Annotated in this window: 11 protein-coding genes; 10 read left to right on the top strand and 1 reads right to left on the bottom strand. The window is 47.9% G+C overall.

The features are described 5' to 3' along the window. The first annotated feature begins 29 nt into the window (after nt 1-29). The 3 genes from TX85_RS16380 to TX85_RS16370 all read left to right on the top strand — a co-directional run bounded on the left by TX85_RS16380 (nt 30) and on the right by TX85_RS16370 (nt 2,931). Nucleotides 30-311: a phosphocarrier protein HPr gene (locus TX85_RS16380; RefSeq protein WP_044480608.1), complete on the top strand. Its 282-nt coding sequence runs from the start codon at nt 30-32 to the stop codon at nt 309-311. After that, a complete protein-coding gene (gene ptsP / locus TX85_RS16375) occupies nt 296-2,008 on the top strand; it encodes a phosphoenolpyruvate--protein phosphotransferase (protein ID WP_044480607.1) in 1,713 nt (570 codons plus the stop codon). The genes TX85_RS16380 and ptsP overlap by 16 nt, the downstream gene beginning before the upstream one ends. 158 nt (nt 2,009-2,166) lie before the next feature. After that, the gene (locus tag TX85_RS16370) at nt 2,167-2,931 is read left to right on the top strand and encodes a sensor domain-containing protein (RefSeq protein WP_101781186.1); all 765 of its coding nucleotides are present in this window, start codon (nt 2,167-2,169) and stop codon (nt 2,929-2,931) included. A 430-nt stretch (nt 2,932-3,361) separates the two neighbouring features. Here TX85_RS16370 and mscL read toward each other — a convergent pair whose 3' ends face one another. Next, the gene (gene mscL / locus TX85_RS16365) at nt 3,362-3,739 is read right to left on the bottom strand and encodes a large conductance mechanosensitive channel protein MscL (protein WP_044480605.1); all 378 of its coding nucleotides are present in this window, start codon (nt 3,737-3,739) and stop codon (nt 3,362-3,364) included. A 180-nt stretch (nt 3,740-3,919) separates the two neighbouring features. Between mscL and TX85_RS27070 the strand changes: the two genes are divergently transcribed. From TX85_RS27070 to TX85_RS16330, 7 genes are all read left to right on the top strand, one after another. Next, the gene (locus TX85_RS27070; protein ID WP_199558841.1) at nt 3,920-5,881 is read left to right on the top strand and encodes a hypothetical protein; all 1,962 of its coding nucleotides are present in this window, start codon (nt 3,920-3,922) and stop codon (nt 5,879-5,881) included. Between the two features lie 209 nt (nt 5,882-6,090). Further along, on the top strand, nt 6,091-6,291 hold the full coding sequence (locus TX85_RS16355) for a cold-shock protein (RefSeq protein WP_044480604.1): 201 nt from the start codon (nt 6,091-6,093) through the stop codon (nt 6,289-6,291). Continuing rightward, nucleotides 6,275-6,589, top strand: coding sequence for a cold-shock protein (locus TX85_RS16350; protein WP_392391850.1), 315 nt, complete (start codon nt 6,275-6,277; stop codon nt 6,587-6,589). The genes TX85_RS16355 and TX85_RS16350 overlap by 17 nt, the downstream gene beginning before the upstream one ends. A 436-nt stretch (nt 6,590-7,025) precedes the next feature. After that, on the top strand, nt 7,026-8,339 hold the full coding sequence (locus TX85_RS16345; RefSeq protein ID WP_049895007.1) for a BaiN/RdsA family NAD(P)/FAD-dependent oxidoreductase: 1,314 nt from the start codon (nt 7,026-7,028) through the stop codon (nt 8,337-8,339). 32 nt (nt 8,340-8,371) lie between these two features. Then, on the top strand, nt 8,372-9,688 hold the full coding sequence (locus TX85_RS16340) for a BaiN/RdsA family NAD(P)/FAD-dependent oxidoreductase (RefSeq protein WP_044480602.1): 1,317 nt from the start codon (nt 8,372-8,374) through the stop codon (nt 9,686-9,688). Between the two features lie 172 nt (nt 9,689-9,860). Further along, nucleotides 9,861-11,021: a cobalamin-independent methionine synthase II family protein gene (locus TX85_RS16335; protein WP_044480601.1), complete on the top strand. Its 1,161-nt coding sequence runs from the start codon at nt 9,861-9,863 to the stop codon at nt 11,019-11,021. 410 nt (nt 11,022-11,431) lie between these two features. Then, nucleotides 11,432-12,346, top strand: coding sequence for a glycine betaine ABC transporter substrate-binding protein (locus TX85_RS16330; RefSeq protein ID WP_044480600.1), 915 nt, complete (start codon nt 11,432-11,434; stop codon nt 12,344-12,346). The last annotated feature ends 458 nt before the right edge of the window (nt 12,347-12,804 follow it).

The following is a 12,804-nucleotide window of genomic DNA, read 5'->3' as shown; positions in this document are numbered from 1 at the left end:
AAATAAATAGGAGAGGAGATAAAGAGACTATGGTAAATAAAACATTTACAGTCATTGAGGAGGTAGGCATTCACACTCGCCCGGCTTCCATTCTGGTTCAAGCAGCAAGCCAATACAAGGCGGAGGTAAACATCGAATATAACGGCCGAAGCGTGAACCTGAAATCGATTGTGGGCGTGATGTCGTTGGGTGTTCCTTATGGGGCGCAGATTCATATTGCCGCGGCGGGTGCTGATGAAGATATGGCGATCCAAGGGATTGAAGAAGCATTGAAAAGTGAAGGGCTTGGCGAACCATGCGAAGTCATTTAAAGGGAATCGGCGCCTCAGCCGGTATCGCAATAGCTAAAGCTTTTCGCCTGGTTGAACCCGAGTTGCAAGTAACTAAACAGAGAATCGGGAATAAGGATGCCGAAGAACAGCGATTAAGGCAGGCCATCAGCCGTGCAAAAGAGGAAATAGAAGAAATTACAGATTACGTAAACCGGGAGCTTGGCGCCGATAAAGCAGAAATTCTCGCTGCCCAGACCTTGGTGTTAAACGACCCGGAACTATTAAATCCAGTCTTCGAGCGTATCAGAACGGAAGGGATAAACGCAGAATTTGCCTTAAAGGAATCAGCCGACCACTTTATCTCCATGCTGGAAGCCTTAGAAAGTGAGTATATGCGGGAGCGCGCCAAAGATATCCGGGATGTAACGAAACGGGTAATTGCGCATTTATTGGGCCTATCCATTACGGATCCCGGCTTGATTTCTGAAGAAGTCGTCATTATTGCTGAAGACCTGGCACCCTCAGATACCGCAAGGCTAAACCGCCGATATGTAAAAGGGTTTACGACAGATATTGGCGGACGTACCTCCCATTCGGCGATCATGGCCCGCACGCTGGAGATCCCGGCCGTTGTCGGCACCAAACAAGCCACGTCGACGATTGAACACGGCACCGTGGTGATTGTCGACGGGTTGGAGGGCGAAGTCATTATCGACCCGTCACCGGAAACGGTTGCCCAATATGAAGCGAAAAAGGCGCAATACGAAACGCAAAAAGCGGAGTGGGCGAAGCTGGTTCATGAGCCTACGGTAACGAAAGACGGTCTTCATGTCGAACTGGCCGCGAACATAGGCGCGCCTGTTGATGTGAACAGTGTGTTAGAGAATGGAGGGGAAGCGATCGGGCTTTACCGGACAGAATTTCTGTATATGGGCAAAGACCGACTGCCGACAGAGGAAGAGCAGTTTGTAGCTTATAAAGCTGTTCTGGAGAAGATGCAGGGGAAGCCGGTGGTTATTCGTACCTTGGACATCGGAGGCGACAAAGAGCTGCCGTATCTTGAACTGCCGAAGGAAATGAATCCTTTCCTTGGATTCCGTGCCATTCGTCTGTGCCTGGACCGACAGGATATCTTTCGTGTACAACTCAGAGCGCTGCTTCGGGGAAGCATCTATGGAAGCTTACGGATTATGTTTCCAATGATTGCTACGCTTGATGAATTTCGAGTTGCACGTGATTTGTTATTAGAGGAAAAGGAAAAGCTGCAAAAAGAAGGGTATGAAGTATCCGATAAGATTCAGCTTGGCATTATGGTGGAGATCCCATCGACAGCCTTGATGGCCGATCAATTCGCTAAGGAAATCGATTTTTTTAGTATTGGAACCAACGATCTGATTCAATATACAATGGCTGCTGACCGGATGAACGAGCAGGTCTCCTATTTATATCAACCGTATCATCCGGCGATTCTGCGCTTGGTTAAGAATGTCATTGATGCAGCTCACGCTAATGGGAAATGGGTTGGAATGTGTGGTGAAATGGCTGGGGACCCTACGGCGATTCCTCTGCTTTTGGGTCTAGGCCTGGATGAATTCAGTATGAGTGCGACTTCTATTCTCCCGGCAAGAAGCCAAATTTCAATGCTGTCTGCTTCAGAAATGAAGGAACTGGCAAATCAGGCGCTTCAGCTCGGTACTACAGAGGAAGTCATCGAATTGGTAAAGTCCGGATCGTGAGGATCCAGATTTGACCCTAGCCTAAAGTCTAGGTACAGACACCCCTTAAGACGGTTATGTCACGCAAATAAGGCAGATATAATGAGTTTATAAGCTTAGTGCGTGATTTATCAAGACTAAAGGAGTGTTTGAAATTGAAGGCAGCAGATACGAATACAATGGCACGGGCGGGAAAGGTGAGCTGGGCGCTGTTTAATCCTAAAACCTATGCGACGATCCTCTACTTATTGCTATCTCTCCCGTTAGGGATCATCTATTTGATAGTAGCGGTCACGGGGCTTGCCCTATCGATCTGCTTGACTCCGGTATTTATCGGGATACCGCTGTTTTTTGGAGTGGCTAAGATGCTGGATGGGATGGTGAAGTTTGAGCAAAGCCTGATTCGTCATATATTGGGCTTGCCGACTCCTCCTGCTTCGGCGGCTCCAAGCCAGCCGCAGACAGCGGTCGGGCAGAATTGGCTGCAGCGGATGGTGAAGGGATTCGATGGTGAGCTATTCTTTAGAAATCTTATGCTTGTCTTTCTCCGGTTTGTAACAGGGATTGTCTTCTTTGCTGTGATGGTCACGGCCATTTCACTAGGACTCGGATTTATTGCTCTGCCTGTTGTGCATATCATTCTGATGAATGAAATGCAGCTGGATATTTTAGAAAACAATCTGTTTCAATATTTCCACATCGATTGGACCTATAATCAGCAATATCTGCTATACGTAGGCTTTGGACTTGTGCTCTTCTTGATCGCACTTCGCGTGGTAAATGGGCTCATGCAGGTTCAGCGTAGAATTATGTATGTGGACGAGTCCTATCTGCAGCCGTCGACAGAGCCGGTTGAGACCCAGTTCCATGCGCCTGCTGAGCCGCATTACGGAGAGTTCCGCCAAGAGGATCAGCTCGCACAAGAGAAGGTATGGCTTGCTTAAGGAGAGCTGAATCACTTCCATTGGAGGAACTATTCGCAAAGTCAAAAAAGGGGCTGTCCCGAAAGGCCGTCAAATCAAATGCCCGGCGTTGCCGGAGTTTTGTACGAAAATTCGCACAATATCACTCCCGCATCGCCTGAATCCAGGATTTTGAACGAAATATCGTATAAAAGCACCCGTGAAGCGAGGAGACGAGGGCAATTTGTAGGAAATATCGTTCAAACTCTTCTATTCCATGACATCAAGGAGCAGTTATATACGAAAATTCGTACAAAAAGCATTCGCGCTGCGCCGCGGCCAATACAAATACAAAAAAGCCGGATAGGAAATATCACCTTTTCCTTCTGGCTTTTTTGTTTTCAGGAACTTTTTGGGCCAGCCCCTTTTGCATAATTATTTCACTTCTAGAATGTTGAATATCCTCTAACCGTTACTTCTGTTCCCTCAACAAATCCCTAATCTCTGCCAGCAGCACTTCCTCATTGGAAGGGGCAGGCGGCGCGGCCGGCTTATTTTCTTCCTTCTTCTTGAATTTAGAGATTAATTTAATGAATAGGAAAATGGAAGCCGCAACGATTAAGAAGTCTATGACCGTCTGAAGAAAGGTTCCATAATTTAAGACCGCTTCACCGTATTTGAAGTGAAGTCCATTGAGGTCGACGCCTCCAATAATCAACCCGATAATCGGCATGATTAAATCCTCGACCAGGGAGGTTACTATTTTTCCGAATGCAGCACCGATAATAACCCCGACGGCAAGGTCAAGTACATTCCCTTTCAGTGCAAAAGCCTTAAATTCTTTCCACATGGATAGATCTCCTTCGTATAAGATAAGGTAAGCCTTATTTAGTTCACTCGGAATTATATAGAATTAATATAAAAATTTCAATAATCAACTCCTGTTATACTGGCGGCATTGAATGGCTTTGACAGGAGATTTATCCTATGGGACTATTGGAATAATAGTGAACAGAAGGAGAATGATGAAGTGCATTCTAAGACGTATTTGGAGAAAGTAATCTACGAGATTCATCAGGCCAGCTCTTTTTTCCTGACCTCCAGGGCCTGGTCGTCTCCAACGCATGGCTTCTCCTATGATCAATCCAGGAGCATTAAATATATGGACGCATTGATGAAGTCAGGCTTGATCAAGGAAGCTCGTTCTGATGTCATCTGCATCCTGGGCGATTGGGAGAATGTTGCGGAGGGAATCATTTTTACAGACAAGGCGCTATATGTTAAATCTCCCAAGAACAGAAGCAAGCATTTCAGGGTTTGTTATCACGACATTACCGCATTAAATTATGATTCTGCCGCCGTTGAGCTGGAGATTACCACCCGGAACAACAGTGAATTTTATATCGATACTCCGATGTGGAGTAAACGGAACATTAAGATATTCCTGGAGATTGCGTCGGGAATTATGGAGTTTGATCATGAAGACCGGAAGCGTCTGGAGCAGATCGAATTGCCGGGCCAGGCTCATGAGCCTCTCGGAGAGCTTGCCGCTGGAACGGTCTACGGAAATATCAGCAATGCGGGTACGCTTTACGGACAAGATAAGTTTGGAACGCCTAGGGGCCACGGTTTTGCGGCAGAACGGGCAAATCATCTTTTCGATAAGCTGACAGGCAAGGATGCCAAAATCATCGGAGACGACAATGCCAAATATGGAGCAGACCGTATCGTCAAAGATATCAATATCCAATCGAAGTATTGCAACAGCGGCTCGAAGTGTATCCAGGAGTGTTTTGAGAACGGCAGACTGAAGTATATCAATGCAGACGGATCCCCGATGCAAATTGAGGTGCCTTCAGATAAATACGAGGCTGCTATATCCGCTATGGAGAACCGGATTAAGAGAGGGGAAGTGCCTGGTGTAACCGATCCCGCTGAAGCCGGAAACATTGTGCGGAAGGGCCACTTTACATACGAACAAGCAAGAAATATTGCGAGGTTCGGCACCGTTGAGTCGATAACGTATGATGCTGTGAACGGGGCGATTATATCTACATATGCACTTGGGATCAGCACGGTCCTCTCCTTTGCCGTCTCCGTATTGAATGGGGATGACTTAACCGAGTCGCTGAAGAAGGCTTCGTATTCCGGCCTTAAGGTAGGCGGCACGACCTTCGTCACCGCGGTGCTCTCCAGCCAATTATCCAAAGCAGGTTTGAATAGTCTGCTCGTTGGCAGCTCTGAAGCCTTGATTAATGTGATGGGGCCGAAAGCTTCAGCTATACTAGCTAACGCTCTGCGGAGCGGGACGAATATATACGGAGCCGCTGCGATGAAAAGCGCTGCCAAGCTGTTACGGTCGAATGCAATTACTGCGGGTGTGTCTATCGTTGTGTTGTCGTCTGTTGATGTCGTGAATATTTTTAGAGGGCGAATCTCGGGGGCTCAGTTATTTAAAAATATTACGAATACAGCAGCATCTGTAGGAGGCGGAACGGCCGGATGGGTGGGCGGCGCGGCTGCCGGGGCTGCGATCGGTTCAGCGGTGCCGATTATCGGTACGGCCATTGGCGGCTTCGTCGGCGGGTTGGCCGGAGCCTTCGCAGGAGGAAGTCTTGCCGGGAAGGCCTCGGATTCACTGCTCGGTATATTTATTGAAGACGATGCCAATCAGATGATTGCGATGATCGAGAAGTCGTATTTGCAGCTTGCGGAGGATTATTTGCTGAATAAGCCTGAGGCTGAACGTATTATTGATGCCCTCAAAGAAGATCTGACCGGGGCTGTGCTGAAAGATATGTTTGCCAGCAGCGACAGGCAAGAATTTGCTGATCACTTACTGGTGCCCTATATCGAGAATGAGGTGCGAACCCGCAAACGGATTGCTCCTCCAAGCACCGATCAAATGATACTGGGTCTGCGGGAAGTATTGGAAGAAATCGCTGACCGGGAGCAGTCCTTGGAGCCTGGCAAATTGCAATTGGAGAAGTAAAGATATCCTAATCGCAAGCAGCTCCAGAAAAAACAAAAAATGAATACTGGTAATTCAGTGTCGGTTGTGTTACAATCAGATTGTTGGAATTTCGATCTGAACTCACATATTGTAGAGGGTTATGATTTTGATTTTTAACCTTGTACAATATGTGATTTTTTTTGAAATTTTGAACATCATATAAATATGAAAATATGGAGGTAATGATCATGCAAAAAGGTACAGTAAAATGGTTTAACGCAGACAAAGGCTTTGGTTTTATCGAGGTTGAGGGTGGAGACGACGTATTCGTGCACTTCAGCGCGATTACTGGCGAAGGCTTCAAATCGTTGGACGAAGGTCAACGCGTTGAATTTAACGTTGTACAAGGCAACCGCGGCCCACAAGCCGAGAATGTTGTTAAGCTGTAAGATTGCCGTTAAAAAGGCCCCGAACATCGTGTTTGGGGTCTTTTTTTTAAGCTTCATTACTCCATATAGGAAAGAGGGACGCTGCTTGTACTATTCACGAAAAAGACCGATGATGGATCTTCCGGAGGAAATGACAACGATATGGTCATGCTCCAATGAGAAGTGCAATGGGTGGGTGAGAGACAATTTCGTTTTTTTGATTCAGCCGATATGCAGCCAGTGTAATTCCCTTATGGAAAAAGGCGAGAAAATGCTGCCTATTTTAGCCAATACTTGCCCTGATCAGAAGAAGCTCTAAATAAAGCACAGCAAAGGGAACCGTTACATTATAAGAGTCGTGTAAATCCATAACCGCATGAGGTTGTGGATTTTTTGCTATTTGGGGTATTACTTGTTAACGAAGCGTGTTCAGGTGCCCTTGATCAGGAACAAGCGGGGCTTGCACTTATGCTATAATTAGTAATAGCGCATTATTGTTATCAGAAAATTCACACTTGCTTATAAATCAATTATATAAGTTGAACTATAAAAGTTACGTAGAAAGGGCATAAGTGTGAAGTGTGCTGAAGAAGCGTAAGCGTTCGCCTTTGTGAGTGGATTTCTACCGTATAATATCTTCGTTCAATTAGAGAAATCCGCGAACAACAGCGATCGTAAGAACACTTCACATGTTGCCCTCAGAACGTAAAATTCAGTAGTTCAACTTATATAGACAAAGGATGCATCGAATAACTATGTACGATTATCAGGACTCCGTGCATCACACGCTGATTATTATCGGTGCAGGAGCATCAGGACTCATGGCCGCCGTTACTGCGCGGGACCTGGGTATCGATACCGCCATATTGGAGGGTAACGACAGGATAGGCAAGAAGATTTCCATGACAGGCGACGGCCGCTGCAATATTACAAACGATTCCACTACGACGGGGACGGACGACGCAGGGGTTGCTTTGGCACGCAAATATTACGGCAGTCAGCCGGAATTTCCGCGGCCCGTGCTGCAGCAATTCGGCATCCGTCAGACGATTGATTTCTTTCATGTGCTCGGGCTGCCGCTTACAAGCTTGAAAGAGGGCTTTATGTACCCGATGTCAATGCAGGCTGCATCGGTAGTTGATATTTTCGAGCTGGCTCTAGAGGAGCGGAGTATTCCGGTATACCTGAACAGGAAGGTGCTGGACGTCACCGTATCAGCGGATCATCCGCGCTTCAAGATGACATGCCGAACCGAGACAGAGAAACAGGTTGTCTATACCAGTGATTATCTGTTTCTGTGTACGGGCGGCCTTACCGGCCAGAATGCGGGAACGGATGGGTCAGGGTATACGCTTGCTCAAAAAATGGGACACTCCCTGGTCAAGCCTGTGCCGGCCATCGTGCAGTTGAAGGTGAAATACCCCTACCAGAAGTCGCTATCTGGCATCAAGCTCCAAGGACGAGCTCACATTCTCGTGAACGGCAAAATTGTCCGCAGCGAGACCGGCGAAATCCATTTTACGGATTACGGCTTCTCCGGACCTCCGGTTCTACAGCTCGGCCGGAAGGCAGCCGTTCATCTGGCGAAGGGGGACTCCGTGACCGTACAGATTGATCTGATGCCGAACCGCACGGAGGAAGAGGTCATCGAATTTTTGGACACGAACTGGACAACCTTTGCACACCGGACGGTCGCGGAATCCTTCACCGGCTTTTTACACAAGAAGCTGACCTCCGTCCTGCTGAAGGAAGCGAAGATCGATCAAGAGCCGGACCTGCTTTGCCAGGAGCTCTCATGGAAGACCAAGAAGATTTTTTATAAGCTATTGAAATGCTGGGAGTTTAAAGTAACCGAAACTCAAAGCTTCGAGCTTGCGCAAGCGACAGCCGGCGGCATTGCTACGAAGGAGCTCGACGCGAATACGCTGGAATCCAAGCTCGTGCCGGGGCTCTATTTGGCCGGCGAGGTGATGGATGTCGACGGCGACTTCGGCGGCTACAATCTGCAATGGGCCTGGAGCTCCGGCTATTCGGCCGCGATGGCGCTGGGGAAACGCATTTTCAGATAAAAATATAGAACAAAGGAATGTATTCACCACCTATGAATAAATCTCAATCTTCCAAGCACCATACGCTGCTTATTATCGGTGCAGGCGCTTCAGGTCTTATGGCCGCCGTTACCGCGCGAGATCTGGGGATCGATACGGCAATCATTGAAGGCAACGACCGACTCGGAAAAAAGGTGCTGACCACCGGGAACGGGCGCTGCAACATTACGAACAAATCTACGGCGACGGGCACCGACGAAGCGCTTAATTTGTCGAGCAAATATCATAGCAATCAAGCCGAATTTCCGCTGCCAGTGCTGCGGCAATTCGGTGTCCGCCAAACCGTTGATTTCTTCAACACACTCGGCCTTCCGCTGACCGCCATTGAGAACGGCCGAATGTATCCCATGTCGCTGCAGGCTGCGTCGGTACTGAATATTTTTCAGATTGCGCTGGAGGATCGGAATGTTCCCATATACTTCAAGACTAAGGTACTGGACGTGATCGTATCGGAGGGACATCCGCGATTCACGATCCAATGCCAGACAGAGAACGAGGGAGAGGTCACCTATACGAGCGACTATTTATTCCTTTGCACAGGCGGCCTTACCGCTCCGAAGACAGGAACGGATGGCTCCGGTTATACACTGGCGCAGCGTCTCGGACATACCTTGATCGATCCTGTCCCTGGAATTGTTCAATTGAAGCTGGACAGCCCGTATCTGGCGGAGCTATCCGGTGTGAAATTCGAGGGCTGGGGACATATCCTTGTAAATGGTGAAGTCATTCGCAGTGAATATGGAGAGGTATTGTTTACGAACTATGGTGCCTCTGGCCCGCCGATTCTCCAGTTAAGCCGGAAGGCGGCGTATCAACTGGGACAAGGGGAAAGGGTGATCTTATCGCTTGATATGATGCCGGACCGCACAGAGGAAGAGGTCGTTGATTTTCTGGATACGCATTGGGGAATGTTCGGACACCGGACGGTAGCGAATTCTCTAATCGGCATCGTGAACAAGAAGCTGATCCCCGTTCTTTTGAAAGAGGCGGGAATGGATGAGGATCAGAACCTGTTGTGTCAGGATATGTCGTGGAAAACCAGGAAGGCCTTGTGCGGCCTCATGAAGCGCTGGAATTTTATCGTGACCGATACCAACGGCTTCCCCAACGCTCAGACGACAGCCGGCGGGATCGATACGAGAGACCTCCAGGAAGGAACGCTGGAATCCAAGCTTGTGCCCGGGCTTTATTTTGCCGGCGAGGTCATGGATGTGGATGGAGACTGCGGAGGCTATAATTTGCAATGGGCCTGGAGCTCCGGCTACACCGCCGCAACGGCGCTTGCTGATCGGATTGCTGGCAAGAGGTAGATCATTATATTACAACTTGAGCTATAGCAATATTAATAAAAGACATATTCAACTATAGCTTCAGGTTATAGCTGGATATGTCTTTTGGGTATTATGCGGTGCCTTCACTTCAGTGCTACAATCAGACTATTATTTTACACAACATATAATATTGATCGGGGAGGCTATCCAGATGAGTAAAAAATTCCAGACCGTCGGCAGCTTGCTGCGGCCAGCTGAGCTATTGAAATATAAGACGCAAATCGAGCATCGTGATGATATCAGCTATCCTTTCTACAAGGAATTTGAAGGCTATCAAGAGTGTGAGACCAAGACGATTGAGAACGTGGTCCAACAGCAAATTGAGCATGATTTGCCTGTCATTACGGACGGGGAATATTCCAAATCCATGTGGCATCTTGATTTTGTTTGGGGATTTCAAGGGGTTAGCCGTTACATTGCTGATCATGGGTACTTTTTCCGTGATGTGGACGGCAGCTCGAAATATGAGACCCGGAAGGATATCGGTCTGCGGATTACCGGTGAATTGAGCGGGAAGAACCATCATTTCATTGAGATATTCAAGAAGCTTACAACGCTTGCCGGTGATCGTGAAACCAAGCTGTGTGTACCTTCTCCATCGCATATTTTCGGCGAACTGTCCTGGTCGGACAATATCGGCGGCAAGGATGCCGTGTACAAGGACAGACAGGAGCTTAAAGCGGGTCTTGTCAAGGCTTACAAGGAGTTTGTGGAGGAATTTGCCGCCGCCGGGGGTCAAATCCTGCAATTCGACGACTGTCTGTGGGAGCTATTTGCCGACGACAACCCGAACTCTCCGTATACAGGGGAGAATATCAATCAAGAGGAAGTACAGGCCTTGGCTTCTGAGTTTATAGATATTAACAATGCCGTCATCGATTTTGGACATAGCCTGGGCTTGAAAATGTGGACGCACAACTGCCGCGGCAACTATGATTCCCGCAATATGGGCGGCGGCTCCTATGTGAAAATTGCGAATTTATTCCTGAAGCAGCTTAAATATGACCGATTCTTCCTGGAATGGGACGACGAGCGCGCTGGATCGCTAGAAGCGCTGGCGGTGTTCAAGGACAAGCCGGAAACGGAAATTGTATTGGGTCTGCTGTCCTCCAAAACGAATACGCTGGATGATGAAGAGCGTGTTCTCCGTTTGCTGGATGATGCCTCGAGTATTATCGACAAGGATCGTCTGCTGCTGTCTCATCAATGCGGCTTTGCCTCCTGTGATGGCGGCAATGAACTGACAGAGGCTGAGCAATGGGCAAAAATCAACCAAGGGCAACGAATTGCCAAGCAGTATTGGGGCAAGTAATATTTGGATTAAGCGAGGCCACCTTATAGGGTGGTCTTTCTTTGTTTTATTGGTTGTCGCAGAGGGGCAGCTAGGTTATGACTGGAGACGCCCGTCATAAAATGAAACCGTTTTAACAAAGGCAAAGCAAAAAAAAAATAAAAAAAATGTCGGCCGATGATCTTTGAAGTAGATTTCCAGAAAAAAAGAGGATAAAAGAGGATTAGCAAGCATATGAGAGTACAATTTATACAGTATTTTCTGTACGTACGCTATGAACGCTGTTTTTGATTTGTGATCAATTTGATTGTTTGCTATCATAGCGTTGTTGTATCGGCAAGCGACTGTCGCGTCTCGTCAAATGTTGTTTTACAATTCTGCAGAATGTAATACTGGCATCTGAACAACCGTACAAAAGGGGAGAACACAGCATGAAGAAAACGAGAAAGTGGTTGATCTTTACTAGTCTGGTTGCATTGTTCCTGTTAGGAGCCTGTTCAGCGAATAATGCAAATACTGCAAATAATGCTAAGAGTGAAGGGAATAAGCCTGTCGGAGAGCAGGTTGATTATAAGATTACGGGAACGGATGCAGGCTCGGGACTCATGAGACTGACGGCACAGGCCATGCAGGATTACGAGCTGTCGGATTGGACGCTGCTGGAGAGCTCGGCAGCCGGGATGACTGCAGAACTGGATAGAGCGTATAAGAACGAAGAGCCTATTGTCATTGTGGCTTGGTCCCCGCACTGGATGTTTAATACCTATGACCTTAAATATCTAGAAGACCCCAAACTGACCTATGGCGAGCCGGAGGAGATTCGTACGATTGCAAGACTTGGATTACAGGAGGATCACCCTGTGGCCTATGAGTTTTTGGATCGGTTCCACTGGACAGCTGAGGACATGGGGGAAGTGATGATCAATATTCAGGGGGGCATGGACCCGGGAGCAGCAGCCAAGAAATGGGTGGATGAGCATGAAGCCGAGGTTCAGGAATGGACGGATGGCTTGGTACCCGTAGATGGAGATCCTATTACCCTAAGCTATGTTGCGTGGGATTCCGAAATTGCGAGCACCAACGTGGTTCGATACGTGCTTGATGAGAAGCTTGGATATGAGGCACAAGCCCTGCAGGTGGAGATTGGACCGATGTGGATCGGCGTCTCCAACGGGGATGTGGATGCCATAGTAGCGGCCTGGCTCCCGGTAACCCATGCAGATTATTGGGACAAGTATGGCGACAGCCTGGATGACCTCGGGGCGAACATGATTAATGTGAAATCCGGGCTAGCCGTACCAACGTACATGAAGGATGTAAATTCGATTGAGGATTTGCAGTCCTAATCACGGATACAGCTTTATTAGCAAGACGGGAAGCAACCTTTGTCCATTGTAGATGGATAGGGGTTGCTTTTTTTGCATATAGACCCTGGATATTGACAAGTAAAAAGCATATTTGCACTTACTTGTAGATGACTACGGGGCAGGAGAAGCGAGGAACCCATATGAGCTCTTTAAGGAGAGTTTGTCGTGATTCCCGGTCCTTCGGGGTCGAGCAAGAGCACCTTGCTCAATTTGCTAGGCGGCATGGATCAGGCGTTATGATTATCCCCGATATCAAGCTCACGAGCTATCTCATTGCGGTCAGTTTGACACTATTGTGCTTGTTGACCGTAAATATAATGATGAGCGGCAAGCTAAGGAAGATCGACATGGTGTCTTCTTTGAAATCCGTGGATTGAAGGGTGGCTTTACGGGCTGCATATTGAACTCGGCGACTATGCCATTGACAAGAGGGGGAG

This window comes from Paenibacillus antibioticophila (assembly GCF_000455265.1).
GTDB lineage: Bacteria > Bacillota > Bacilli > Paenibacillales > Paenibacillaceae > Fontibacillus > Fontibacillus antibioticophila.
Note: the sequence above shows the minus strand (reverse complement) of the source record. Positions and strands in the feature narration are given on the sequence as shown.

Bases quoted from the DNA above. Each gene is read 5' to 3' on its own strand.
- ptsP (WP_044480607.1), top strand. From the start codon at position 296: ATGCGAAGTCATTTAAAGGGAATCGGCGCCTCAGCCGGTATCGCAATA.
- TX85_RS16350 (WP_392391850.1), top strand. From the start codon at position 6,275: ATGTTGTTAAGCTGTAAGATTGCCGTTAAAAAGGCCCCGAACATCGTG.
- TX85_RS16370 (WP_101781186.1), top strand. From the start codon at position 2,167: ATGGCACGGGCGGGAAAGGTGAGCTGGGCGCTGTTTAATCCTAAAACC.
- TX85_RS16380 (WP_044480608.1), top strand. From the start codon at position 30: ATGGTAAATAAAACATTTACAGTCATTGAGGAGGTAGGCATTCACACT.
- mscL (WP_044480605.1), bottom strand. From the start codon at position 3,739: ATGTGGAAAGAATTTAAGGCTTTTGCACTGAAAGGGAATGTACTTGAC.
- TX85_RS16335 (WP_044480601.1), top strand. From the start codon at position 9,861: ATGAGTAAAAAATTCCAGACCGTCGGCAGCTTGCTGCGGCCAGCTGAG.
- TX85_RS16355 (WP_044480604.1), top strand. From the start codon at position 6,091: ATGCAAAAAGGTACAGTAAAATGGTTTAACGCAGACAAAGGCTTTGGT.
- TX85_RS16340 (WP_044480602.1), top strand. From the start codon at position 8,372: ATGAATAAATCTCAATCTTCCAAGCACCATACGCTGCTTATTATCGGT.
- TX85_RS16330 (WP_044480600.1), top strand. From the start codon at position 11,432: ATGAAGAAAACGAGAAAGTGGTTGATCTTTACTAGTCTGGTTGCATTG.
- TX85_RS16345 (WP_049895007.1), top strand. From the start codon at position 7,026: ATGTACGATTATCAGGACTCCGTGCATCACACGCTGATTATTATCGGT.